Source organism: Streptomyces sp. NBC_00212, from assembly GCF_045206365.1.
Lineage (GTDB): Bacteria > Actinomycetota > Actinomycetes > Streptomycetales > Streptomycetaceae > Streptomyces.
Genome location: NZ_CP108115.1, coordinates 906958 through 932199, shown reverse-complemented (window position 1 = coordinate 932199; position 25242 = coordinate 906958). Strand labels below are relative to the sequence as shown.

Here is a 25242-nt window from a genome sequence, read left to right as displayed (position 1 = left end):
GGGTGCCTTCGGGAGCGAGGTCAGGCGGCGAATGGCGAGGGCGGTTTGGGGATGCCGGCCAGTCCTCCGTCGGGGACGGACAGGCCGCCGTCCAGGACGAGGGCGTGGCCGGTGAGGAATGCCGCGGCCGGGCCGGCCAGGAAGAGGGCCGCGAGGGCGACTTCGTCGGGTTCCGCCCAGCGGCCGAGCGGGACGTGCGCCATCAGCCAGTCGGAGAGCGGGCCCGTGGCGGCGAATTCGGTCATGTCGGTGCGGGTCCATCCGGGGCAAAGGGCGTTGACGCGGATGCCCTGACGGGCCCAGCCGGTGGCGAGGCTGCGTGCGAGGGAGATCTGGGCGGCTTTCGAGGCGGCGTAGGCCTCCATCATGGGGGTGCCGACCAGTCCGGCGACGGAGGACATGAGGGTCAGGCTGGCTCTCCGGGAGGCGGCCAGGTAGGGGTGGGCGGCCCGGCACAGCGCGGCGGTGGCGTTGACGTTGAGCGCGATGACCTGGTCCCAGTGGCTCTGTTCGCTGCCCTGCAGGGGGACCATGACGGGGGAGCCGTCCGGTGCGGTGGGCAGGGCGCCGGCGTTGTGGATGACGATGTCGAGGCCGCCGAAGAAGGCGGCTGCCTGGTCGACGACGGTGGCCGGTGCGCCGGGGTGCGTGAGGTCGGCCGGGACGGCGACGGCCTTGCGGCCGCGTTCTTCGACGCCTCGCAGGGTGGCGTCCAGGGCGGCTGAGGTGCGGGCGGACACGGCGAGGTCGCAACCCGCGTCGGCGAGGGCCAGTGCGACGGCTCTGCCGATGCCTCGGGAGGCTCCGGTCACCAGGGCGCGCGCTCCGTCGATGCGGAAGCGGTCGAGGGCGCTGGGAGCAGTGGTCATGTGAGGGTCCCTTCTTGTCGGGGCTGGGCGACGGGGGTGGGGCCGATGCGTACGGCGGGGGCACCGCTCCAGGTGAGCAGGGCGCTGCCCCAGGTCATGCCGGCTCCGAATACGGTGATCAGGATGCGGGCGCCGGGGCGCAGGGTATGGCGTGCGGCCGCGGCGGTGAGGGCGTAGGGGGCGCTGGCCGCGCCGATGTTGCCGACCTCGTCGCCGACGATGACGAGCGTGCCGGCGTCGAGGCCGAGCTCCTCGCCCAGGCGGTGCAGCAGGACCGGGTTGGGCTGGTGGGCGATGAGGCAGTCGAGGTCGCCCAGGTCCAGGTTGTTGCGGGTGAGGGCCTCGCTCACCAGGCGGGGGAAAATGGCGCTGATGAAGCGGCCGACAGCGCGTCCGTCCATCTGGATGCAATGGCTTTTGTCGGCCAGGGTGGCCGCGGTGGCGGGGTTTCGGCTGCCGCCGGCGGGGATGAGGACGTGATCGGCGAGGGTGCCGTCGGATCCGAACGAGAAGTCCTGGAAGCCCGTTTCGAGGTCGGCGGGGCCGAGGATGGCGGCAGCCGCTCCGTCGGCGAAGAGCACGGAAGTGGCCCGGTCGGTGGGGTCGAGGAATTTCGAGTAGGCCTCGACGCCGACCACGGCGGCGTAGCGGGGTGCGCGTTCCGCGCGCAGCCAGTCGTGGGCCACCTTGATGGCGAAGAGCCAGCCGGAGCAGGCTGCGCTGACGTCGAGGGCCACGGCGTGGTCGGCTTTGAGGAGGGCTTGGATACGGCAGGCGGTGGAGGGGCCGAGTTCGTCGGGGGTGGAAGTGGCGCAGATCAGCAGGCCGATGTCACACGCGTCCAGACCGGCGGCGGTGGCGGCGGCTCGCACGGCGCAGGCGGCGAGGTCGGAGGCGGCTTCGTCGGGGGCGGCGATGTGCCGGCTGCGGACGCCGGTGCGTTCGTGGATCCATTCGGCGCTCACTCCGGTCTGGCAGGCCACCTCCTCGTTGGTGCGCAGATGCCGGGGCAGGTAGCTGCCCATGCCGCGGATTCCGATGCGGCGTGGGGAAGCGGGACGGTTCATGACATCGCTCCATGCTTCCAAGTGAGGGTCTGGGCGAGGGCCTGGTTGTAGTCCTCGGCTCCCAGGGGGGCGGGGACGACGTCTGAGGGCAGGGCGAAAGCGTCCTCCAGCCAGCGGAGGTGGGGCAGAACCGCGTCGCAGAGCAGGTCGGTGACCTGCGGCAGCTCGTCCAGGTCGGCGGGGGCCAGCGTTCCCGCGGCAAGCAGGGAGCCGGCATGGCGGCGGGCTGCCAGGGCGCCGTGCAGCGCGGCGAGTGGGTCCAGGCGGCTCCGGGTCTCGGGATCGGTGATCGCGGTCAGGGTGCGGGTGACGTCATCGGCGGCCAGCCGGGCGGCGTACGCGGATCCGAGCTCGGCCGCTTCGTCGAGCAGGGGGTTCCACACCGCGAAGCTGTCCTTGGCGTGGTGGCCCGCCGCGGCGAAAGCGTCACGACGGGTCGTCAGCCGGCGGGTGAGCTCCTGGGTGTGCCGACGCAGCAACGTGGGCCACCACTGCGGGTCCTGGAGCGGCGGCAAGGGCGTGACGTCGTCCGATGAAGGTGCGGTGACTTCGTCGGCGAGGGCCCGCCCGAGGTCGTAGCAGATCAACTGGCTGTCTCCGCCGGCGGGTTCGAAAGCTTCGAGGAACCCGCGATACGAGGCGAGACGGTTGGCGTCCAGAAATCCGGCGAACCCGCAGTGGCGCTGGCACAGGGCGGTGATCCGCGCTGCCTCACGGATGCTGTGGGCCTTGTACGCGGACAGCGGCCGGCTCACGGCAGACCACGGGGCGAACCCGATGGGGTCGGTGCCGTCGGGATAGCCCTTGCGCTGTGCGGACCGGGAGGCGGTCCACAGCTCAAGGGCGCGGGCGGCGGCGCAGGTCAGAGCGAAGGCATCGGCCATGGCGCCGAGCACCGCATGTTGCTGGCTGCGGTAGTCGAGCAGCGGTGTACCGGGGGCGAGGCGCCCCTGGGTGCGGCGCCGGCGTGCGTAGCGGACGGCTGCCACCCCGGCCTGCCGGGCGAGGGCCGCGGCCGCGGCGGGCAGCGTGGCCCACAGGGCCTGCCCCACACACAGCGTGCGCGCCAGGCGCCGGTCCGGTGAGCCGAGCGGTTCGTGGAAGGCGCCGTCCGGGCCGATGGTCGCATCGTCGCGCAGCCAGTGCTCCCATGGCAGCCGTACGCCGGTGAAGCAGACGTAGGCGTAGTCCAGCGGCAGGGCGCTGAGTTCGACCGGGCCGGTCATCTCGACGCCGGGCCGCGGACCGGATGCGTCGCTGAGTTCGACCAGGAACGGGAAGACGCCGCAGTCGTCCCCCTCCACGACCAGCCGGGCCAGGGCGACGCCGACGCGGGGGATGCCGTGGGCGGCGGTACTGGAGAACTTGACCGCCCCCTGGTCCGGCGTGGTCAGGATGAACTCACGGGTCTGTGCATCGAATTCGGCGACCGTGCGGGTGGCCAGGTGACTGTTGGACTGGCCGATCTCCGTGACCAGGTAGGAGCACTTCGCGCGGGCTGTCTCCAGCGTCTCGAACTGTTCGCGCAGAGGGCCGTGGTCAGGGGCCAGACAGATCAGGGAACCCAGCCCCAGGACGCTGTGATTGATGACGGTCATGCACAGGGCCGGCTCGGCCGCCGCGCTCCAGGCGATGAGGGTGGCGAGCTGTGCGGGGGAGCGGAACAGGTCCCTGGCCCGGGGGAGGGCGCGGGTCAGCTGACGCAGGCGTGCCGTCAGGCGGGCGTCCCTGCCGGTGGGGTCGGGAGGGTCGGGCGCGGGGTGGTGGCGCAGTGCCTCGTGGAGGGCCGCGAGGAACGTTGGCGCACAGCCACTGTGCACCAGCTCGTGCAGCGGGCCGGTGTCGGAGCGGGGGAGTGAGGGGGCGTTCATGGGGGCCTCCGGAGCGGGGGAGGGGCGGTCACCAGGAGAAGCCGGGATCGGCCAGTGGCGCATGCACCGTGACGGACCGCCCTTTCAGGATCCGCCGGGCGTTCGCGGCCAAGGCGCTGCCAGTGCCGGCTTCGAACAGCCGCACCCTCTGTCCGGGCAGGGCATGCCCGGTGGCCAGCGCGACGGCATCGGGTACATGGGCGGGCCACACCAGGCAGTCGGCGAGGCGGGCCGGCACGTCGTCTCCCGGAACGTAGGGGCGGCGGGCGACGGCGGACAGGACCGCACAGCTCATGGGCTGTGTGGGATAGCGGCGGACCACCTGTGCGAACTCCTCGGCCTGCCGGCCCAGCGCAGGATGGTGGGAGGAGAACGGCAGCCGGAGCCGCGCGGAAGCGATGCCCGTCGCGGCAGCGCTCTTCTCCACCCGCCGCAACTGATCGACGGGGCCGCTGACAACGCATTCCTGGGGGTCGTTCACGCAGGCCACCACGACCTCCCGGCCGCCGGCCTGCGACACCATGCCGCGGGCCGCGGCCTGCCCGCAGCCCAGCAGGGTCAGACCGCCCGGACAGGAACTCGTCAGGATTCGGCCCAGTTCCCAGGCGATCGCCGCCCCTTGAGGCACGTCGAAGACGCCTGCCGCGGTCAACGCGGCGATCTCCCCGAAACTGACCCCGACCACCGCGTCAGGAGGCCCAAAGCGTTCGCTGAGGGCCCGGTGCACCGTCAAAGACGCCCCGAACAAGGCCAACTGCGCCACCCCCACCGGGGCCCGCGCGAGATCACGCCCGTTGGGAGGTGCCGGACCCAGCAACCACGGCGCCAGCATCGGCAGTCCGCGGCGCTTCGCCACCGGGTCCACTTCCTCGAACACCTCACCCATGACCCGGCGCAGCATCCCGTGCGCACCAGCCGCCCGAAGCAGCGGTGACAAGGGGAAGTCCCCCTGCCCTGCGAAGAGGTGAACATGGCGGGGATCAGGCGCGGCCGTCGTACTCGTCCGCTGCCATTGCACGGTGTTCTCCTCAGGACCGGCCGGTACTGCTCCCGAAGAGGGCGGCCCGTCGTCCCGGCGCCGGGTCCAACCGGCCGTCGGGTCGCCGAAGACCTGGGCGAGCAGCCCAGCCGCCGTCCAGGAAAGGTGTTCGGAACAGCGGGGACCGGCCGTGCCGCCGTGGTCGCGGACCACAGGAGAACCATGGATACCCGTCACGGGCATTACGTCACCTCGGCGTGGCAATTCTGAGGGACCGAGACATGGCATGTACGTACGGGCGCCCACGCTGACGCGGACGAACGCCCCAATGCGCCCTTCCGCTGCTCCCGTTCACGTCTCACTCTGAAGACTGCTCCGCCTCGGCCTCAGGGACGCGGCGTTCCAGGGGGCAACGTGTTGAACAGAAACGGATGTTGAACGTCGCAAAGCGGAGTGCCCATGCCGTCCCGCCGCACGACACCCGGCCGAATTCCCAACCAGCCACTGCGCCGGCTGCTGTCCGAAACGGGCTGGAGCGGTGCCCGGCTCGCCCGCGAGCTCAATGCGGCAGCGACAGAACAGGGGTGGCCGCTCACCTACGACCGGACCACGGTGTCCCACTGGCTCGCCGGCACCCGGCCCCGCCCGCACATCGCCCAACTCGCGGCAGAAGTGCTGTCCCGAGCCCTGGGCAGACCCGTCAGCGTCACCGACACTGGCCTGAACCCTGCTCCTGCCGAATCGGGTGCGAGCGGTCCAGTGCCGTGGGGAGACGCTGCCGTGGACATGCTGGAACACCTCAACGAGCCACCCGGCCAGGGCGGCCACTCTCTCGGCGCCGTGTACAGCCTTGCCGGGCTGGCCCTCCCGACCTGGGCACCGCGGGCAGAACGGTCCGTCAGCACCCGTACGGGGGACCCGGTCGTGGGGCCGGAGCAGGTGGCCGCCTGCCAGTCCTTGCTGCCGGTCTTCTCCCGGGCCGACGCCTGCTTCGGCGCCGGTGTCATGCGCGAGGCCTTGAGCCGCTTTCTGGCCATCAGTGCGGCCGGGTGGCTCCGGCTGCCGGCCGAGCCCCGCTTCCGTCGCGGTCTGTGCACGGTCGCCGGGCAGATGGCCTACCTCTGTGCCTTCGCCCACTTCGACTCCAACCTCCACCGCCGAGCCCAGCAGTACTACCTCACCTCGCTCGCGTTGGCCCACGAGGCGGGCGACCGAGCCGGCTACGCACTGGGCCTGCGAGGACTGAGCGTCCAGGCTCACGCGCTGGGGCACTTCCCGCAGGCCGACCGGCTCGCTGCCCAGGCCGTCAGCCTCGGCCTCCCCCACACCCCGCCCGGCCAACAGGCCTTCTTCCTCGGCCAGCTCGCCGTGACCCGCGCGAGCCTGAACGACCCGAAGGCCGCCGCCCGCCATCTGACAGCCGCCGAGCGCCTGCTCGACGGGGCAGCCTCCAGCACGTCACCGGTCGGCGCCTACCACCCGGCAGCTCTGGCCCTCCACCACGCCGTCGTCGCGGGCAGTCTGGGTGATCACCGCCGGGCGGCCACATCTCTGCAAGCCTCCCTGCGCCACCGGCCGCCCACCGAGAACCGCTCCCGCGCCATCACCCTCGCCCAGCTCGCCGAGGCCCAGCTCAACTGCGGCAGTCTCGAACTCGCCTGTCACACCTGGGCCGAATTCCTCACCGTGCACTCCCAGATCAGCAGCGCCCGCGTGGATGGACACCTCGCCACACTCATCGCTCGCATACGTCCCTACCGCCACAACCGCGCAGCTGCGGCCCTCCTCGACCGAGCACAACAACTACGGCCCCGACGCGCGACCGGGAAGGACGCAGAGGACCCGCCATGAGCCGCACCCCAAAAGCAACAGGCCTTTGACCCACACGGGCAAGGAACAGCGATCAGTCATCAACCCGGCTCGTACCACCGGCCGTGCGGCGATCAGGAGCGGACCCGGCCGGTCTGCTCACCGCCCACCGGAGACGCCACGGGCACCGACTCGGTACGGGTCGCACGCCTCAGCACGCCGAGCGGGCCCAGACCGGACAACACCTGCAGCACCTGGCCACCCAACCGGGCTCCGCAGTCGGCGATCGTCAGCGTTGCGACATCGATGCAGCGGGGCCGAAGCTGGCCCAGCGCACTGATCCGGTGGACCGGCGTCAGGGCGGCGGCAGCCTGCGCAGCGGCCGTGACCGGACTGGCACCGGCTCCCGCCAGCAACAGCACATCGCTTTCGGCCAGCGAGGAACGCGCCGCAGAGAGGAGGTCGGTCATGGTGTAGCACCACTGATCAGGGTGCTGTCCGCGCAAGCGGGGAAACCTCCTGCGCAGGACCGCGAGCAACCGGGCAACCTCGACGCTCACGCTGCCTGGCGCGACCACGAAAGCGAGTCGCTCCGGCGCACAGGCCGTGAGAGCCTCGGCATCCCGGACCGACCTGACCCGGTACGACTCACCGCCCCCCGACTCAACCGGAACGCCGACGCCTGAGCCCCACACAGGTTCCCCCACCAGCACAACCTCATCCCCTCGCGCCCGGAAGGAACGCATGGCGGACGCGCTGTGCCCTGCTGCAGGGCAACGCGCCTGAGTAGCGCAACCACAGGCCGCCCATGCGCTGTCCTGCGGTTCGGGCTGCGCCGGGAACACCCCCGCAAAGGCCGCGGTGTCCCCGCTGCGCGGCGCGGGACCGTCGGCAGGATCAAGGGTGAAGGTCCGACGGGTGCGCATCACCGACCGCCACGAGGCGATCTCTTCGCCGGCCCACGCCCTCGCGGCGAAGTCCGCGCGATGCGCGGCGACCGCGAGACCGCGGAAACCACCTCCCGGATCTTCGTACGACACGGCGAAGATCGTTCCCTCGCCACGAGTCGTCTCCCCGCTCACCTGCTGCTCGACGCCCAGGTCCCACGCCTGGACGGCGAGGCCGGCCTCTTCGGCGGCCGCGATCACAGCGGGGTGCGCCGGACAGCCGACCCGGCCCCGATCGGGATGCATCCACGACCGGGCCACGATCAAGGCGCCCCGCCTTGCGGGAACACAGCCCTCCAGCGTCTCCAACAGCACACTGCGGTTCATCGAATTACTCCAGGGGAAGAGAGAGGACGCGCGTCACGGGGCGCCTCCCACGAAGTCGTGTGCGGTTCGACCTGAGGCAGGGACTTGCTCCTGTTGCCGCCGGATGCCCCCGTGCTCCCACCATGGACAGGTGGAGGTGGGGCGCCATGGTGTGTGTCGTTGCGGGCGTTGCAGGAAAGACTCCGGCGCGGGAGGCCGCGGCTCGACAGCGTGTGACAGAACTCCGGGCCGAGGCAGCGGAGTTGGCGGTCCGGCAGGAGAGGGACCGGGAGGATCTGTCGCGGTCGGTGATCACGCGAGACACTGCCGTGCAGGTGCTGGCCCCTCGACCTTTCCGGTCGTCACCGGCAGGCCGATCCGCGGAAGGACCTGCTGGTGGGACAGCTGAGGCAATCCCGTGAGCTGGGCTGGTGGATCAGGCTCATTCGGGTGGGAGCGCTGCGGTCGATGTCGTGCACCGGAGGGTAGGACGGCACTTCTGTCGTGTCCGATCAGACCACCGCGAAAAGGGCTTCCACGCGCATCCGTACCGTCCTCGCCGCTGTGACACCGACCGCTGTCACCATCCTGGGTGGGGCAGCGCCCGTCCCCGCAGGGGCCACAGGAGCGTGTGGGCCGTCTCTGGGACGCGGCGTACGCGCTGCCACTGTCAGCGGATGGGAGATGGGGTGGGCGCCGGGTGCTGTCGCTGGGCGGCGTGTGTGGAGTTCGTTTGCTGGCACGGAACGGGGAGATCGCACCCAGTGCCGGGCTCGCCGCCTTTCCCTCGCCGTGCTGGCGGCGAAGGTATCAGCGTGGTTACGTGCCTGCCGGCCCCGTGCCGCTGCCCACACCTGAGGGTGTGCGGGCAGCAGCACGGGGCCGGTGTGCTGTGTGGGGCAGGTCAGCGGTCTTGAAGGGTCAGAGGAGCTTCTGCGGGGCCTGGAACTGGTCGACGGGCGCGATGTTGCACGCGGCCTTGGGGCCGCCGAGGAGGTGCCCGCCGATGCCCTCGCCCTCCGGCAGCGGCACCAGGCAGCGACCGTCGACGTTGACGAGCGAGGCACCGTAGGTGTTGAGGATGCCGCCCGCCTCGCCGACGATGGCGGTGTCACCGTTGCGGGTCGCGAAGTCCGTGGCACCGGTGCCGCTGACGGTCGCGCCCTGCGCGAGCGCGTTGGCGAGGATGCCGGCGAGCGCGCTGGCGGGGATGCTCTGGAGCCCGTTGGCGGGCGTCTTGGGGGCCTGGGGGCCCGTGGTGGCCGAGGCGGGCGCGGCGATGGCCATCGTTGCGGCGGTGGCGAAAACCGCCCCGGCGAGAACCTGCTTGATCACGGTTGTGCTCCCGTTCGGTGGATCAGAGAGGGGTGACAGGCTCGTCCTGAGGGAAGCCCGTCGCCCCTTGGAACGACGAGCATGCGCAATACGTCACCAATTGCCCCCATTTGGGCCAACACTCACTTCGCTGGTCCGATGCTGGCGAGCCACTCGCTGGCGGGTCGAGGCTGCACTTATACCGTGGCCGGCGGCGCTGCGGTCACGCGGCAGGCGTAGGGCGGCGAGCACGGCACCAGGCGCCTGCACATTGTCCTTCGGCGTAGACGTGCCGGCGTCTGTCAGGGTTTTACGGCGACTGCGCCGAACTGGGGGAGTACGGCAGCGGAGTTGGACTCGGCGCGCCACTGCGAGCAGGACACGAGACCGGGAGTGAGCAGGTCCAGGCCGTCGAAGAAGGCGCTGATCTCTGCGCGGCTGCGGGCGGTGATCGGTGGCGTGGCGTTTTTGTTCCAGAACTTCATGGCTTCGATGTTGCCCTCGCCGCCGAGGTCGGTGTCGGTGGTGGGGTGGGTGAGGGCGAGATAGCTGCCGGAGGGGACCGAGGCCATGATGCGGCGCACGATGTCCTGCGCCTGGCCCGTGTCGAGGACGAAGTTGAGGATTCCCAGCATCAGGACAGCGACGGGCCGCTCAAGGTCGAGGGTGTCCGAGGCGCCCTCGATGACGCGGTCCGGGTGGTGGACGTCGGCGTCGATGTAATCGGTGACTCCCTGGGGAGTGCCGGTCAGCAGGCTGCGGGCATGGACGAGCACGATGGGGTCGTTGTCGACGTAGACGACCCGGGACTCGGGTGCGATCCGTTGGGCGATCTCGTGGGTGTTGTCCAGGGTCGGCAGTCCGGTGCCGATGTCCAGGAACTGCCGCACCGAGCAGTCGGCGGTGAGGAATCGGACCGTACGGCCGAGGAAGGCACGGTCCGCGCGAGCCACGTCCCGGATCACTGGGAACATCGCGGCGACCTGGTCACCAACCTGCTGGTCGGCCTCGTAGTTGTCCTTCCCGCCGATCCAGTAGTTCCACACCCGTGCGTTGTGCGCGACCCCGGTATTCAGCCTGCCCGACACGTCGGACGGGTGCTGGCTCTCACTCACGTCTTCCTCTTTCTCTTGCTCACCCACGAGGAGTCCTGGACGGTTGGCCGCCACGGCGACAGCGGAACGTTACTGCCATTGTGATGCTCGTGGATCACGACGTCCCGGGATTCGGCTGCCATGCCCCCCCCCGGCCGGGGTGGAAACATCCCCACCGGCCCGCCGGTCGAGCTGCTCGCACGGTCCGTCGGTCCGTCAGCTGATGGGGTGGGGCGAGAGCACACTGAACCAGAGCAGCGCGATGGTGGCCACGCCCATGGCCGGGGTGAGTATCTCCGTCTCCAGCTTGTTTCCGCTGCGCTTGATCACCACGATCTCGTAGCGGTTCTTGAGCGGCCACAGCCACGGGGCGCCGCGCTTGGTGATCGAGTCCCCCAGAAGGTGAGCCAGGCAGCCGAGGCCGATGGCGTAGGGCAGCCAACCGGGCGCCGACGGGATGAACTTGGCGATGGCGGCCGTGCCGACACCGGCCATCGCGACGATGGTGCCCCAGGCGTGGAAGCCATGGCCGGGCGGGCAGATGTTGAGGGCGCGCACCGCGAGGGCCAGCAGGAAGAAGGTCATACTCAGGGTGAACGGTCGGCCCAGGTAGGAAACTCCGGCCCAACTGCCCAGGGTCATGAAGGCCACGAAGAACAGCGAGTGCGTGGCGTGGCGGTGGCCGCCGGAGATCCAGGCGACGAACCGGCAGAGGAGCTTGGAGACCGGACCCAGGAAGTTGGCGATGGTTCCGTCGTGGTGATCCAGGTCGGGCAGCAGCGCGGCGCCGGCGCACAGCACGGTGCCCATCAGGATTTCCTGTGGCGCAAGATGCGCGTGCAGTACCAACGGCGGCAGGTACGGCGCGGTCCCCGCGAAGAGCAGGGCACCGCTGACGGCATGAGAGTGGCCCATCATGGCGTTGTTCGTTCTCTCCCGATCGGGCGCCGCCTCAGCGGCGCTCTGTTGAGTCCGGCAGGCGCTCCCGGAGCGCCTGCCGGACGTGAGGATCCTGCTCTGCCCGTCGACAGCCGCCAACTCCACCGGGGGGTAACCGGCATGACTCGTCTCGGGTGGCAATGGCCTAGAGGTTGGTGAGCCTTTCGCCCTTGCGGTCTTCGAGGGTGTGGTCCACGCACACCGCGAGGATGATCAGCAACGTCGCGTCCTGCTCGCTCAGCACATCGACCGCGTAGGCGTCACGGATGCCGAACCACCGCCGGGAGATGTGTGCGAGGGTGGTGCCCGCGTGCTGGATGTCGAACTCGCGGTCCCAGAAGTTGCCGACCACTTTCAGCCGCCGGCCGTCCCGCAGGCTGACCTTGAACCGGTCCCCGAAGATCCGGAACCTCCGCTTGCTGATCCGGCCCACTGCCTTGCCGTCTCGCCGGATGAGGATCGTGTGGTGGAGGGACACCCTCTTCTTGACGATGCCGGCCACCTGGTCGCCGCGGGTGTCCATGAAGTGGAACGTGGTCCGCAGACGCAACAGCTTCCTGTTGACCTTGTACAGCTTCTGCCGCTGTTCGGTCTCGATCCAGGCTTCTTCGTGGAAGGCGAGCATGCGATCGCGTACCAGGTAACGCATCAAGTCCCCTCCTTGTCAGTCACGTTCCCGGGCTGCGCGAGTCCAGCGGCGTAACCGTTGGCCGTGAGCGAGGAACGCCCGTGCCGTGCATGATAGTTGCCGAATTGCGCAAAGTTGAAATCAACTTGATGGAAGGCCGCCGACAGCAGTCGCACCTGGAAAGGCGCTGGTGGGGCAAGTGGAACCCAGGGCTCCGGATCAGTCCCTGGACAGCCGCTCGCGCAACACCGCGCCCATGGCTATGGGTTCACGGCCGAGCAGGCGGGTGAGTGTCGGGTCGACGGCGGCGAACTCACCGGCACGGCTGGCGGCGAAGATGCCGAGCAACTGATCCGCCGTCTCAGCCGGGGCACCCTGGCTCACCAGCTGCTCCCGGAACTGGTCGTCGGGTGCGGTGATCCTCGTCGTGGTGCGGCCCGTGACCTCGGTGACGATACAGGCGATGTCGTCGAAGGTGAGTGCCTGTTGAGCCGTGAGCGGCGGCGTGGGGCCCTCGAAACGGCCTTCGTCGGCCAGGATGGCGGCAGTTGCGTCGGCAAGGTCGGCGTGCGCGGTCCAGGCGACCGGACCGTCCGCAGGGAGTACGAGCCGGCCGCGCTCCGCCGCGTTGCCGACGAAGTGCGCCGCGCTGGCGGCGTAGAAGCCGTTGCGCAGCGAAGTGAACGGCACGCCACAGGCGCGCAGTATCTCCTCTGTGGCGGCATGGTCGCGGCACGCCTGGAAGTGCGACGTCGAGCCGGCCCCCATCTGGCTCGTGTAGAGGATGCGGCGGGCGCCCGCCGCGACGGCTGCTTCGATCGCGGTGCGGTGCTGCTTGACGCACTCCTCGCCCATTTTGTCGACGGAGACGACGAGCACTTGTGAGGCGCCCTGGAAGGCGTGGGCGAGGCCGGCGGGGTCGGTGAAGCTGCCTTGCCGCACCCGTACGCCTCGGTCGGCGAACGCCTGCGCCTTCCGCGGGTCGCGGACGCTGACGCCGACTTGGTCCGCCGGGACGAGCGTGAGCAGCCGCTCGACGATCTGACGTCCCAGCTGCCCGGTGGCTCCGGTCACGATGATCATGATGTGCTCCAGTGTCGCGATGGCGTGGTTCCAGTGGAATCACGTTCAAGGTAGCACTGATAATAACGATGGAAATTCTCCTGCGGTACCATTGATTCATGCCATCGCCTTCACGCGGCCGGAGCGGCAACACCGCCGACAAGCCCGAGACCACGCCCCCGAGCCGGGAACAGACCCGGCAGCGCGTCGTCGAGGCCGCCATCGACCTGCTGACGCGCGGGGGTCGCGACGCGGTCACCACCCGCGCGGTCGCCGATGCGGCGGGCCTGCAGCCACCGGCCCTCTACCGGCTGTTCGGCGACAAGGACGGCCTGCTCGACGCGGTGGCCGAGCACGGCTTCGCCGCGTTTCTCGCCACCAAGCACGTCGACCCCGACCCCCAGGACCCCATCGACGACCTGAGAGCGGGCTGGGACGTCGCGATCGAGTTCGGCCTGGCCAACCCCGCACTGTTCACGCTGATGTACACCGAGCCCAACAGGACGTCGTCGGCCGCCTTCAAGGCCGGTATGGAGATCCTCAGGGGCCGCATCCGGCGCCTCGCCGCGGGTGGCTGGCTCCGCGTCGACGAGGAACTCGCGGTCCAGATCATCAACGCCACGGCGCGCGGCGCGGTCCTCACCTGGCTGTCCCTGCCCCAGGACCGGCGCAACCCGGCCCTGTTGACCACCTTGCGGGAGTCCATGGTCACCGCTGTCACCAACCAGCAGCCCGCAGTACAGGAATCGGGCCCGGCCGGCGCGGCCCGCGCGCTGCGCGCCGCACTGACCGACCGGACGAACCTCAGCAGCGCCGAGCAACATCTGCTGAAGGAGTGGCTGAACCGCCTTGCCGCCGAAGGGTGATTGATGGCGCCCGGCGGCCGGTCACCTGCCGGAGCAGCGCGAGGGCCTCTTCGGAAGAGGAACCGGCGGGAGTGGTGCACACGATGAGTGCCTGGTCCGGTGAGCGGGCGATGGACAGTGTCTGCTGTGTCACCGTCAGCGTGCCGACGACGGGGTGGTGCAACTCGTAGGAGGCGGCGTCGCAGGGCGTCACGCGGTGGTCCGCCCACAGCGCGACGAACTCCGGGCTCTTCACGGTCAGTTCACCGATCAGCTCCGAGAGCAGCGGGTCGTCCGGGTGCCTGCCGACGGCGATGCGCAGGTTGCCCACCACCGCGCGGGCCTTGGGTTCCCAGTGTGCGTACAGCTCTCGACAGTGTGGGTCCAGGAACAGTATTCGGCTCATGTTCGGGCGTCGTGCCGGGTCGTTGGGGCCGTGGAAGTCCAGGTGGCCGGCCAGGAGGGCGTGCCCGAGGGTGTTCCAGGCCAGTACGTCCGTACGGCGGCCGAGCACGATCGCCGGGACGCCGTTGACGGCGCGGAGGAGGTCGCGTGTTTCGTCGGTGAGCTTCTCGGGGCGCGGGCGGCGTGACCGGGGTGCGTGGCGGGTGGCGTCGGCGAGCCGGTCGAGGTGCTCGCGTTCGTGGTGGTCGAGCAGGAGAGCGCGGGCGATCGCGTCGAGCACCTCGGCCGAGGCGCCGCGGGACTGGCCCTGTTCCAGTCGTGCGTAGTACGAGACGCTGACGCCCGCCAGTTGGGCCAGTTCCTCGCGCCGGAGCCCGGCCACCCGTCTGCGCGGTCCGAAGTCGTGCAGGCCGACGTCCTCGGGGCGCAGTCGTGCCCGTCGGGCTTGGAGGAAGGTGCCGAGCGGGCCGGGTCCGTTCATCGCCCCAGTATTCGGTGCGCGGCCCGCACTCAGCCACACCCTGCGAGGGGTAGGACAAGGCGGGAGTGGTGCGGGCCCGTTCGCTTGTCCAGGCTCGGTCTCATTCGGCGACATACCCCGCTTGAGGACGGACCACATGGATCAGAACCCGGAGCAGATCACTCTCGGAGACGTCACGGTCACCCGCATCAAAGAGTTCTACGGCTCGGCGCGGATGTCCCCGGGCCAGTTCTTCCCGGACAGCCCCGACGGCGCGTGGGACGAGCACCGCGCATGGCTGGCGCCCGACTTCTGGAACCCCCGGACGGACGAGTGCCAGTCGGCGATCCAGTCCTGGCTGCTGCGCAGTGAGGGACGCACCATTCTCGTCGACACCGGCGTGGGCAACCACAAGGACCGGCCCTACGCGCCGGTGTGGAGCCGCCTGGACACGGACTACCTCGACCACCTCGCCGCCGCCGGGGTGCGGCCCGAGGATGTCGACATCGTGGTCAACACCCATCTGCACATCGATCACGTCGGCTGGAACACCCGCCTCGACGGCCGGACTTGGGTGCCGACCTTCCCGAACGCCACGTACCTGATGACCCGGCGGGACTTCGACTTCTGGGACCCGGCCAACGAGAACACGACCGTACTGGGCCGCGGGAATCAGAACGTCTTCGAGGACAGCGTCTCGCCGGTCCATCAGGCGGGACTCACCCACCTGTGGGAGACGACGTACCGGATCGACAAGAACCTGCGGCTGGACCTCGCTCCCGGGCACACCCCCGGCTCGTCCGTACTCACCCTGGAATCCGGCGGCGATCAGGCCCTGTTCGTCGGGGACCTGGTGCACACGCCGCTGCAAGTCGCAGAGCCGGAGACCAACTCCTGCTTCTGTGAAGACCCGGCGGAAGCCCGCGCCACCCGGCACAAGCTGCTCGGCCGCGCCGCCGACGACAACGCACTTGTCTTCCCGGCGCACTTCGGCGGCCAAGGCGCCGCAGAGGTCGTCCGCCGCGGGTCGAAGTTCGCGATCAAGGAGTGGGCGGGCTACTCCCGCCTCTCCTGAGGTCCCCTTCCAGAGAGGAAACGTGTCCCGTGCCGCAGCAAACAGATCCAGTCGTCACAACCCCGGCGGGCGCCGTGCGCGGCATCCGTGGCGGATCCGGCGAACGCTACCGCGCCCTGCCTTACGCGGCGGCACCGACCGGGGCCGGCCGTTTCGCCCCACCCGCACCGCACCCGGGCTGGTCCGGCGTCCGCGACGCCGCGCAGCCCTCGCCCACCGCTCCCCAGCCGACCCGCGACTTCGGCCCACTCGACATGACCCCCTACTTCGGACCGGGCTGGGTGCCCGGCGAGGAGTACCTCACCGTCGACGTCCACACGCCCGCCGCCGACGACGGCAGGCGCCCCGTCATGGTCTTCGTGCACGGCGGCGGTTTCGTCACCGGCTCGAACCGCGCCGCGCTCTACGACGGCAGCGCGTTCACCCGCGACGGCGTCGTCCTCGTGACGGTGAACTACCGCCTCGGCATCCCCGGTTTCCTCGATCTGGCGGGCGCCCCGGCCAACCGTGGACTGCTCGACGTGCTCGCCGCCCTCCGCTGGACACAGGACACGATCGCGGCGTTCGGCGGCGACCCCGACAACGTCACGATCTTCGGACAGTCCGCGGGCGCCACGCTCACCGGCGCGCTGCTCGCGACACCGCGGGCCACCGGGCTGTTCCGGCGGGCGATCATCCAAAGCGGCAACGGAACCGGCGCGTTCACCCCCGAACAGGCGCAACGGGTCGCCGCCGCGGCAGCCGCCGCACTGGGCGTCGAACCGACCGCCGAGGCGTTCGCCCCGATCCCGGACGAGCGCTTCCTGGCGATCCTGCCCGCACTGGCCGGCCTCGACCTCGACACCCGCACGGCCAGGGACCCGCTGGCCGGGCTCAGCCCCTTCAGCCTGGTCCTGCCGGTCCAGCCCGCCGACACCCTCGCCGAAGGCCCGGCCGGCAACGTCGACCTGCTCATCGGCACCAACACCGAAGAAGGGCACCTCTACCTCGTACCGAAGGGCCACCTGGAGTCCACGACGGAAGCCGACCTGCTCGCCGCCGCCACCCGCGTCCAGGCAGATCCGGGGACCGAACTCGCCGCTCTGCGCGCGGCGCGGCCGAACGCGACACCGGGCGAACTCCACTCCGCCGTACTCGGACAGGCCTTGTTCCAAGCCGGTACGACGCGCATGGCGCAGGCCCACGCACGGATCTCGGGCGGCCGCACCCACCTCTACTCGTTCGGGTACCGCTCGACGGCCCTGGACGGGCGACTCGGCGCCGCCCACACCGTTGAACTGCCCTTCGTGTTCGACACGGCCGACGAACCCCGGCTGCACGGGAACACCGGCCTGCTCGGCCCCGACCCCGCCCCGCCAGGACTCGCAGCCGAGGTACACGGCGCCTGGGTCGCGTTCGCCCGCACGGGGGACCCCGGCTGGACGAAAGCCCGGACCTTGAGTACGAGCTCACTCGGACCGAGTGGGAGACGCTCCGGCAGACATCAGCCGGCGGAAGAGCCAGAAAAAAGATGTGGCGGCCATGTCGAGAACCCGGGATCTGCTCCGTCCCCGTAGTGAGCGCGACCACAATGGGTCGCATCAGTACCGAGGAGAACATCATGGCCAAGTACTTGCTGCTCAAGCACTACCGTGGCGCCCCGTCCGCGGTCAACTGCGTGCCCATGGACCAGTGGACTCCGCAGGAGATCTCGGCGCACATGCAGTACATGCAGGACTTCGCGGACCGGCTGGAGAAGACCGGGGAGTTCGTCGACGGGCAGGCGCTCGCTCCCGAGGGGGCGTGGGTCCGGTACGACGGCGAGGGGCGGCCGCCGGTCACCGACGGGCCGTTCGCCGAGACCAAGGACCTGATCGCCGGCTGGATGGTGATCGACGTCGACTCCTACGAGCGGGCCGTCGAGCTGGCCGGGGAGCTGTCCGCGGCTCCGGGCGCGGGCGGGAAGCCGATCCACGAGTGGCTGGAGGTGCGCCCGTTCCTGGCCGCGCCGCCCACGATCACGGAGTGACGTCCCCGGTGAACGAGGCACTGCTGCGCAGCCTCACGCCGAGCGTGCTCACCGTCCTCGTCCGCCGCGGAGCCGACTTCGCGGCGGCCGAGGACGCCGTGCAGGACGCGCTGGTGGAGGCGGTCCGCGCCTGGCCGGCCGACCCTCCGCGGGATGCGAAGGGCTGGCTGGTCACGGTGGCCTGGCGCCGGTTCCTGGACGCGACGCGGGCGGACACCGCCCGGCGCCGGCGTGAGGACCGCGTGGAGGAGGAACCGGCGCCCGGGCCCGTGCCCTCGGCGGACGACACGCTCCAGCTGTACTTCCTGTGCGCCCACCCGTCGCTGACGCCGTCGTCCGCAGTGGCGCTCACGCTGCGCGCCGTGGGTGGGCTGACCACCCGTCAGATCGCCCGGGCCTACCTGGTGCCCGAGGCGACCATGGCGCAGCGCATCAGCCGGGCCAAGCGCACCGTCTCCGGCATACGGTTCGACCAGCCAGGCGATGTCGCCACCGTGCTGCGCGTCCTCTATCTGGTCTTCAACGAGGGCTACTCCGGCGACGTCGACCTCGCGGCCGAGGCGATCCGGCTCACCCGGCAGCTCGCGGCCGTCGTCGACCACCCCGAAGTGGCCGGGCTGCTCGCCCTCATGCTGCTCCACCACGCCCGGCGTGCTTCGCGGACCGGGCCCGACGGCAGCCTGGTGCCGCTCGCCGAACAGGACCGCGGCAGGTGGGACACCGCAGCGATCGCCGAGGGCGTCGCGATCCTGCAAGCGGCCCTCGCCCGCGACCAATTGGGCGAGTTCCAGGCGCAGGCCGCCATCGCCGCGCTGCACGCCGACGCGCAGACCGCCGCGGAGACCGACTGGGTGCAGATCGTCGAGTGGTACGACGAGCTCGTGCGGCTGACCGACAGCCCGGTCGTCCGGCTCAACCGCGCGGTGGCCGTCGGTGAGGCCGACGGGCCGCGTGCCGGCCTCGCGGTGCTCGCCACCCTTGACGACGCGCTGCCCCGCCACACCGCGGTGGCGGCGTACCTCCACGAGCGCGAAGGCGACCTGGCGACGGCGGCGCGGCTCTACGCCGAGGCGGCCCGTAAGGCGGCCAACCTCGCCGAACGCGACCACCTGACGCGCCAGGCCGCCCGGCTCAACGCCCACGGGCATCGCTGACGGCCCGCTGACGTCATGGCCGGTCGGCCGAGATCGCGACTCAGCGGGACGGGAGCGGCTCGCCCGTCTCAAGCAGCGTCTTGAGGCTGGAGAGGACGGGCGGCCAGCCCTGGCTGCACATGCCGTGCACGATGCCCTCGGGGTCGAAGTCGTGGGTGACGGTCAGCTTGACCTGGTCGCCCTGCGGCTCAAGGTCGAAGGTGACGTTCGACCGGCGCTCCACCGCGATCTGCGCCCGTACGTCCTCCGCGATGCCCACGGCCTTCGCCCATTCGTCCGTGAACGAGTGCCAGGTGTAGGCGAGTTGGCGGTACGGATCGGAGACCAGGACGATCTGGTCGGGGTCGGACACCGTCGCTCCGCCCTGCTTCCACACGAGCGGCGAGCCCTTCTTCCAGTCGCTCTCGAAGCTCAGGCCCCAGTACTGCTCGGTGAAGGCCGAGTCCGTCAGGGCCTGCCACAGCCGTTCGGGGGTGGTGCGGATGTAGGTCGTGTACACGAACGTCTTGCTGTCCATGGGGGGCTGCTCCAATGCTCTCTTCAGGTCCGCGAGGGCGTTGACCCGCCCGCGGTCGAACCGGCTGATCCACAGCTCGGCGAAGCGCGTCAATTCCCGGGCACCGTAGCCGTCGCCGTGTTCCACCCCGACACGCGCAGCATCGGCGCCGAGCCGTGCAGGTCCGCCGTGCGGTACGTCGCCGTCAGGGTCGTCGACTCCCCTGGCCACAGGCTCACCTGGTTGTCCGACCACTGCACGGGGAGGACCGGGGTCCCGTCGGAGTTCACCAGGTGTACGTCCGTGAGGAGTGCCGGGGTCTTCCCCGGGCCCGTGTTCCGTACGGTCACCGTCGTCGTCGACGTGCCGTCCGCGTCCACCTTCGTCGTCCCGCTCGCGGACACCGTCGCCCTCGGCATCGCGGCCAGGCCCTTCAGGTCGGCGTACGCCGTGGTCGGGGTGTGGAACCAGTCCGTGTGGGCGTAGTCGAGGACATCGGGCTTGGTGGAGAGCCAGTACACATTGCGGCTCACCTCCTTGCCCGAACCGTCGCTCAGCACCAGCTTGGCCAGGTACGTGGTCGACAGGCCGCCCACCGACGCCGGGACGGTCAGCGCGGTGGTGCTCGCGCCGTCGCCGCCGACGTCCACACCCGTCACCGTGCGGTCGTACGCGCGGGTGCCGTCCGGGTTGAAGAGCGAGACGTGGGCGGTGAGCCCGGAGGCCGCGTCCCGGCGACTGTTCACGACCGACACCGCGCGGTTGTCGTACGAGTACTGGATGTGCAGCGGCTCGTTCGCCTTCTTCGCACCGAAGTAGGCGCCGCCCTGATCCAGGTATCGGTCCATCAACTGCCAGTGCAGGGACGTCCATCCACTGTTGAACATCCAGTACACGACCCCGGTCGCCGGCTTCGTGGCGTCCTTCGCGTTGCGGCCGTACGCCTCGAACTGGGCCCGCACGTTCTCGTACTGCGCCAGCTGCGCCTTGCGTACGTAGTCGGCGAGGCCGGTCGGGGTGCCGTAACGGCCGGCCAGGGCGTCGTCGTACAGCTTCAGCGTGGCGAACGTGGAGGAGGGGGAGCGGTGGTACTGCTTCGCCGACGGGGACTTCCACAGGGTGTCGAGCTCCGCCGGTGACAGCATGCGGCGCAGGGTGTCGAGGGTGGGGATGTCGGGGCCCGCGCTGGTCTCGGAGTTGAACCCGGTGGCCCCGCCCTCCTGCTTGTTGTACCAGTAGTCCGGCGGCACCCAGTCGTACGGGCCCGTCATCTTCATGCCCGAACTGCCCGTGATCGGCGCGGAGTTGTCGGACGCGGCGGCCACCACCGGGGTTGGCCAGTCGGCCGCCTTCAGGGCGTCCACGTAGTTCTTCTCGATCGTCTTGTCGGGGGCGAAGTCGCTGCCGATCAGGAACGAGATCACGCTCGGGTGGTCGCGCAGGCGGGCGGCCTCCGCCGCCATGGACGCCTTCGCCACCGGATAGTCGGCGGCGGTCCACTTGTCGCCCGACTCGCCGCCGTTGACCTGGCCCTCCCACTTGTCGCAGCACTCCCAGCCGGGCAGGGTCAGAATGCCGTAGCGGTCGGCCAGATCGAAGAACTCGTCCGGCTCGATGTGCCCTTCCAGGCGGATCGTGTTGAGCCCCAGGTCGAGTGCGTACTTGAGCCGGTCCTCCACATAGGTGTGGTCCCAGCGCAGATACTCGTCCGGGGACCAGCCGCCGCCCTTGATCAGCAGCGGGCGCCCGTTGACCGAGTACTGGCGCGCGCCATCGGCGTTCAGCGGGGCCTTCACATCGCGGATGCCGAACGACTCGCGAGCCGTATCGGACGCGCTCCCGGCGACCGACGCCGTCAGGTTCAGGTCGTACAGCGGTTGCGCCCCCATGCCCGCCGGCCACCACACCTGCGGTGATGTCAGGCGGAGTTGGGGAAAGTCGGCCGGGGTGAAGGTGACCGGCTTCGTCTCGTGCGGCTTGAGCGTGACGTCCTGGCTGAACGCCAGCTGGCCGATCGTGCCGGAGACGGTCGCGGTGACCGGGGCCGCCGAGTCGTTGCGGGCCTGTGCCTTCACGGTCAGGTCGGCGGACGACAGGGACGGCACCGCGAGAGACGTCACCACATGTGCGTCGCGCAGCGCGACCCAGCCTCCGCGTCTGACGACCACATCGCGGACGATGCCCATGTTCTCGTCGGGCGGCGGCTGCAGCCAGTCGATCCAGCCCATCGTGAGGTTCTTCTTCGGGTCGTTGGGCTGGACCCGGAAGGCCACCGTGTTCGCGCCCGACCTCACCAACTCGCTTACGTCCAGCTCGTGTTGGGTGTACGCGCCGGTGACCGTACCCTTGTCGGCGACCTGTTTGCCGTTCACGTACACATCGGCGGCGGAGATCACCCCGCTGAAGTCGAGGTAGGTGCGCGATGCCGTGTCGGCGACGGTGAAGTCCGAGCGGTACCACCAGGGGACCGTGAAATCGGACTTCGGGATCTTCTGCTGGTTGGTCGAGTAGAAGGGGTCCGCGTACTTGCCTGCCGCGAGCAGTGCGGCCAGGACCGTGGAGCGCGGGGCGGCCGCGACCCAGCCGGTGGTGGGATAGCCGGGGCTCGATACGGCGGCCGGGGAGTCGGTGACCTTGGCCGTCGACTGGATCGCATATCCGGCGAGGGCGGTCGTGCTGCCCGGCGTCGAGGCGACGACGGTCGCCCGGCCGTTGGCAGGAGGCGTGCTGGGCGTCGCCGACGAGGTGCCGGCGGTGAGGGCGAGGACCAGGCCAAGTACCGCGACAGCGGCGGTCCTTCGGCGCACGGAGGCGGGGCGGTGGAACACGGCGGTCTCCCAGGGGGCTGGTCGGAACATCCGCGCATCGCTAGGGCGACTCGGCTGGAGAACAGCTCAAGTCGAGAACAGCTCGGGGTTCAGGAGCGGCTCGACGAACTCGACGAAGGGGAACCGCCCAAGTGAAGAAATCCAAGTAAAGAAACCTTACTAACTCGTACCAGCAAGCTAGAGGGGTGAGAGGGGCATGTCAATCGCAGGCCTGAGGGGTGACGCGGTGTCCTCAGTGCGCCGAGCGCCGCTCGAAGGCCACGTCCCGTGCCGTGCCGAGCGCGGTCGCCACCGCGCCGAGCAGCACCGCGTCCTCCCCGAGCGAACTCCGCGCCACCTTCGGCCGCAGCGGGGTGAGCGTACGCAGCGTCTCCCGTACTGGCCGCAGGAGCAGGTCCGCACTGTGGCCGACGCCGCCGCCGAGCACTACGAGATCGGGGTCGAGGACGGCCGCGACCACCGCGACGGTGTGCGCGATCCGCTCGCCCTCCAGCTGAACTGCCTTGACCGCGGGGGAAGTTCCGGCCCGCGCCGCGTCGAAGACGTCCTTCGCGGTGAGCGGGCCCGCCATGCCGAGCGAGCGCGCGGCCGCGACGACCGCGTCCCCGGAGACCGCGTCCTCCAGGGTGTCCGGCTTCTGGCGGCCGGGCCACGGCAGGAAGCCGATCTCGCCGGCGCCGCCGTGCGCGCCGGTGAAGAGCTGGCCCTCGCTGACCACGCCCATCCCGAGGCCGGTGCCGATCATGACGTACACGAAGAGCCTGCTGCCCGCGCCGACGCCGAAGGTGTACTCGCCGAGCGCCGCCAGATTCGCGTCGTTGTGGACCGCGAGCGGTATGCCGAGCCGCTCCCGCATCTGGTCGAAGAGGCCCGGCCTGCCCCAGCCCGGCAGGTGCTGGGCATAGCGGACGCGCCGCTTCTCGGCGTCGTACACGCCGGGGGTGCCGACCACGGCCTGGGCGACCTTGTCCGCGTCCACGCCCGAACCCTCGACGAGTTGGTGCGCGCTGGTGACGACCAGGTCGGCCATGGTGGCCGAGGTGCGGGCGTGGTTGCGGACCTCGGAGCGGGCGACCACCTTGCCGTCGAGGTCGGCCAGGGCGATCCGCAGCCAGGCCCGGCCGATGTCGACGCCGAGGGCGTAACCCGCCGTCGGGTCGGGCGCGTAGAGCACGGCGGCCCGGCCCCGCTCGGGGGTGATGGTGCCCGCCTCGCGGACCAGGCCCGCCAGTTCGAGCGAGGCGAGCGCGCTGGACACGGTCGGCTTGGACAGGCCGGTGTCCCGCGCGAGCTGGGCCCGGGACGCGGGGCCCCCGGCGCGCAGCCGGTCGAGCAGCAGCCGCTCGTTGGAACTGCGCTGCCGCTGCGGGTTCCAGGGCAGGTCGCCACCCTCGTCGCTGCTGGTCATCGCATCATTCTCACGCATCGGTCCGAGCTGTTCACTGACGACCCCTTGACGGTGAAAGTAAAGGTCCTTAACTTAAGCACGCCCAACGCCGAGGCGAATCCCTGCACTGGCGAATCGGCAGCAGAGCTTCCTCTTCTCGTCATCAGCCCAGGGAGGACCCCAGTGTCCGGAACCCCTCCGCCGGCCGGCGGTTTCGTCCGCCGGATCGGACTCTTCCAGGCCACCGCCATCAACATGAGCCAGATGTGCGGGATCGGCCCCTTCGTGACCATCCCGCTGATGGTCGCCGCCTTCGGCGGGCCGCAGGCCGTCATCGGCTTCGTCGCGGGCGCGATACTCGCCCTGGCCGACGGGCTGATCTGGGCCGAACTCGGCGCATCGCTGCCCGGATCCGGCGGCAGCTACGTCTATCTGCGCCAGGCCTTCCAGTACCGCACGGGCCGGCTGATGCCGTTCCTCTTCGTGTGGACGGCCATGCTCTTCATCCCGCTCATCATGTCCACCGGCGTCGTCGGATTCGTCCAGTACCTCGGCTACCTCGCCCCGGACCTCGGCAAGACCTCCGGTGACCTGATCGGGCTCGGCATCATCGTCCTCGTGGTCCTGCTGCTCTGGCGCGGCATCGAGCACATCGCCAGGATCACTGCGGTGATGTGGGTCGTGATGATCGCCTCGGTGGCCCTGGTGATCACCGCCGCCGTCACCGACTTCAGCCCGCACCTCGCCTTCAACTACCCTTCTGGCGCCTTCGAGTTGACGAGCAGTCACTTCTGGATCGGATTCGCCGCAGGCCTCACCATCGGCATCTACGACTACCTCGGCTACAACACCACCGCCTACATGGGCGCCGAGATCAAGGACCCCGGGCGCACCCTGCCGCGCTCCATCATCTACTCCGTCCTCGGCATCATGGCGATCTACCTGCTGCTCCAGATCGGCACCCTCGGCGTCATCGACTGGCAGCGGATGCTGGACCCGAACGACATCGCCTCCACCTCGGTCGCCTCCGCGGTCCTGGAGAAGACCTGGGGCAAGGGCGCCGCCGACGTCGTCACCGTCCTCATCCTGGTCACCGCGTTCGCCTCCGTCTTCACCGGGCTGCTCGGCGGCTCCCGGGTCCCGTACGACGCCGCCCGCGACAAGGTGTTCTTCCGCCCGTACGCCAAGCTGCACCCCAAGCACCGCTTCCCGATGCTGGGCCTGGTCACCATGGGCGTCATCACCGCCGTCGGCTTCATGATCGGCCGCCACACCGATCTGACCACCCTCATCCAGCTCCTCACCACGGTGATGGTCATCGTCCAGGCGCTCGCCCAGATCCTCGCCGTGACCGTGCTGCGCAGGCGGCAGCCGGGGCTCCGCCGCCCCTACCGGATGTGGCTCTACCCGCTGCCGAGCCTGATCGCCCTCGTCGGCTGGCTCACCATCTACGGCTACGCCGACAAGAACTCGCCCGGCCGCCACCCCATCGAATGGTCGCTGGCCTGGCTGGCACTCGGCTGCGTCGCCTTCGTCCTGTGGGCACGCTTCGAGAAGGTCTGGCCGTTCGGGCCGCGCGAGATCCGCGAGGAGTACCTCGACGAGACTTCGGCGCAGACACTGCCCGCCGCCTGAGCCGCTTCTGCGGAAAGGCCCCCGTCCGCATGCCGGACGGGGACCAAATCGTTTATCCCATAGG

21 protein-coding genes are annotated in these 25242 nt (G+C 70.2%); 7 read left to right on the top strand and 14 right to left on the bottom strand.

All coding sequences use genetic code 11. The features are described 5' to 3' along the window. Nucleotides 1–20: 20 nt before the first annotated feature. From OHA17_RS04360 to OHA17_RS04345, 4 genes are read right to left on the bottom strand one after another with little or no spacing between them, the layout of a single operon-like run. On the bottom strand, nucleotides 21–869 hold the full coding sequence (locus tag OHA17_RS04360; protein ID WP_406504200.1) for an SDR family NAD(P)-dependent oxidoreductase: 849 nt from the start codon (nucleotides 867–869) through the stop codon (nucleotides 21–23). Then, nucleotides 866–1936, bottom strand: a complete 1071-nt coding sequence (locus tag OHA17_RS04355; RefSeq protein WP_406504199.1) for a 3-oxoacyl-ACP synthase III family protein — start codon at nucleotides 1934–1936, stop codon at nucleotides 866–868. The genes OHA17_RS04360 and OHA17_RS04355 overlap by 4 nt, the downstream gene beginning before the upstream one ends. Beyond that, nucleotides 1933–3807 carry an acyl-CoA dehydrogenase gene (locus tag OHA17_RS04350; protein WP_406504197.1) on the bottom strand — a complete coding sequence of 625 codons (1875 nt, stop codon included), beginning with the start codon at nucleotides 3805–3807 and terminating at the stop codon, nucleotides 1933–1935. The genes OHA17_RS04355 and OHA17_RS04350 overlap by 4 nt, the downstream gene beginning before the upstream one ends. A gap of 28 nt (nucleotides 3808–3835) precedes the next feature. Continuing rightward, a complete protein-coding gene (locus OHA17_RS04345) occupies nucleotides 3836–4708 on the bottom strand; it encodes an ACP S-malonyltransferase (protein WP_406504195.1) in 873 nt (290 codons plus the stop codon). A 537-nt stretch (nucleotides 4709–5245) separates the two neighbouring features. Here OHA17_RS04345 and OHA17_RS04340 point away from each other — a divergent pair. Next, nucleotides 5246–6637: a hypothetical protein gene (locus OHA17_RS04340; protein WP_406504193.1), complete on the top strand. Its 1392-nt coding sequence runs from the start codon at nucleotides 5246–5248 to the stop codon at nucleotides 6635–6637. Between the two features lie 92 nt (nucleotides 6638–6729). Here the strand turns inward: OHA17_RS04340 and OHA17_RS04335 are convergent, their stop codons facing one another. The 6 genes from OHA17_RS04335 to OHA17_RS04310 form a co-directional block, all read right to left on the bottom strand. Further along, nucleotides 6730–7869 carry a 4-hydroxy-3-methylbut-2-enyl diphosphate reductase gene (locus OHA17_RS04335; protein ID WP_406504191.1) on the bottom strand — a complete coding sequence of 380 codons (1140 nt, stop codon included), beginning with the start codon at nucleotides 7867–7869 and terminating at the stop codon, nucleotides 6730–6732. A 900-nt stretch (nucleotides 7870–8769) separates the two neighbouring features. After that, the gene (locus tag OHA17_RS04330; RefSeq protein WP_398873268.1) at nucleotides 8770–9183 is read right to left on the bottom strand and encodes a hypothetical protein; all 414 of its coding nucleotides are present in this window, start codon (nucleotides 9181–9183) and stop codon (nucleotides 8770–8772) included. Between the two features lie 281 nt (nucleotides 9184–9464). Next, nucleotides 9465–10277, bottom strand: a complete 813-nt coding sequence (locus OHA17_RS04325) for an SAM-dependent methyltransferase (protein WP_406504189.1) — start codon at nucleotides 10275–10277, stop codon at nucleotides 9465–9467. Nucleotides 10278–10472: 195 nt separating this feature from the next. Next, nucleotides 10473–11174, bottom strand: a complete 702-nt coding sequence (locus tag OHA17_RS04320; protein ID WP_406504187.1) for a metal-dependent hydrolase — start codon at nucleotides 11172–11174, stop codon at nucleotides 10473–10475. A gap of 166 nt (nucleotides 11175–11340) precedes the next feature. Then, nucleotides 11341–11844 (bottom strand): LURP-one-related/scramblase family protein, encoded by a 504-nt coding sequence (locus OHA17_RS04315; RefSeq protein ID WP_406504185.1) that lies wholly within the window; start codon nucleotides 11842–11844, stop codon nucleotides 11341–11343. Between the two features lie 198 nt (nucleotides 11845–12042). After that, the gene (locus tag OHA17_RS04310) at nucleotides 12043–12906 is read right to left on the bottom strand and encodes an SDR family oxidoreductase (RefSeq protein ID WP_406504183.1); all 864 of its coding nucleotides are present in this window, start codon (nucleotides 12904–12906) and stop codon (nucleotides 12043–12045) included. A gap of 98 nt (nucleotides 12907–13004) precedes the next feature. Here OHA17_RS04310 and OHA17_RS04305 point away from each other — a divergent pair, with 98 nt between their 5' ends. Further along, nucleotides 13005–13751, top strand: a complete 747-nt coding sequence (locus OHA17_RS04305) for a TetR/AcrR family transcriptional regulator (protein WP_406504181.1) — start codon at nucleotides 13005–13007, stop codon at nucleotides 13749–13751. On the opposite strand, the gene OHA17_RS04300 is transcribed toward OHA17_RS04305, so the two are convergent. Further along, a complete protein-coding gene (locus OHA17_RS04300; protein WP_406504179.1) occupies nucleotides 13690–14616 on the bottom strand; it encodes a helix-turn-helix domain-containing protein in 927 nt (308 codons plus the stop codon). The genes OHA17_RS04305 and OHA17_RS04300 overlap by 62 nt on opposite strands. Nucleotides 14617–14752: 136 nt before the next feature. On the opposite strand from OHA17_RS04300, the gene OHA17_RS04295 reads away from it, so the two are divergent. Genes OHA17_RS04295 through OHA17_RS04280 form a run of 4 tightly spaced genes read left to right on the top strand, consistent with a single transcriptional unit; the run spans nucleotide 14753 to nucleotide 18832 of the window. Next, a complete protein-coding gene (locus OHA17_RS04295; protein WP_406504177.1) occupies nucleotides 14753–15670 on the top strand; it encodes an MBL fold metallo-hydrolase in 918 nt (305 codons plus the stop codon). A 29-nt stretch (nucleotides 15671–15699) separates the two neighbouring features. Further along, complete coding sequence (locus tag OHA17_RS04290) at nucleotides 15700–17226, top strand: carboxylesterase/lipase family protein (RefSeq protein ID WP_406504175.1); 1527 nt, start codon at nucleotides 15700–15702, stop codon at nucleotides 17224–17226. Between the two features lie 44 nt (nucleotides 17227–17270). Further along, the gene (locus OHA17_RS04285; RefSeq protein WP_053725410.1) at nucleotides 17271–17678 is read left to right on the top strand and encodes a YciI family protein; all 408 of its coding nucleotides are present in this window, start codon (nucleotides 17271–17273) and stop codon (nucleotides 17676–17678) included. Between the two features lie 8 nt (nucleotides 17679–17686). Continuing rightward, nucleotides 17687–18832: an RNA polymerase sigma factor gene (locus tag OHA17_RS04280; protein ID WP_406510632.1), complete on the top strand. Its 1146-nt coding sequence runs from the start codon at nucleotides 17687–17689 to the stop codon at nucleotides 18830–18832. Between the two features lie 40 nt (nucleotides 18833–18872). On the opposite strand, the gene OHA17_RS04275 is transcribed toward OHA17_RS04280, so the two are convergent. The 3 genes from OHA17_RS04275 to OHA17_RS04265 all read right to left on the bottom strand — a co-directional run bounded on the left by OHA17_RS04275 (nucleotide 18873) and on the right by OHA17_RS04265 (nucleotide 23564). Further along, nucleotides 18873–19442: an SRPBCC family protein gene (locus OHA17_RS04275; RefSeq protein ID WP_406504173.1), complete on the bottom strand. Its 570-nt coding sequence runs from the start codon at nucleotides 19440–19442 to the stop codon at nucleotides 18873–18875. Further along, nucleotides 19439–22186, bottom strand: coding sequence for a glycosyl hydrolase 2 galactose-binding domain-containing protein (locus OHA17_RS04270; protein ID WP_406504171.1), 2748 nt, complete (start codon nucleotides 22184–22186; stop codon nucleotides 19439–19441). Before OHA17_RS04270 ends, OHA17_RS04275 begins: the two co-directional genes overlap by 4 nt. 202 nt (nucleotides 22187–22388) lie before the next feature. After that, complete coding sequence (locus tag OHA17_RS04265; protein ID WP_406504169.1) at nucleotides 22389–23564, bottom strand: ROK family protein; 1176 nt, start codon at nucleotides 23562–23564, stop codon at nucleotides 22389–22391. A 162-nt stretch (nucleotides 23565–23726) separates the two neighbouring features. On the opposite strand from OHA17_RS04265, the gene OHA17_RS04260 reads away from it, so the two are divergent. Then, nucleotides 23727–25178, top strand: coding sequence for an APC family permease (locus tag OHA17_RS04260; protein ID WP_406504167.1), 1452 nt, complete (start codon nucleotides 23727–23729; stop codon nucleotides 25176–25178). Nucleotides 25179–25242 lie beyond the last annotated feature (64 nt).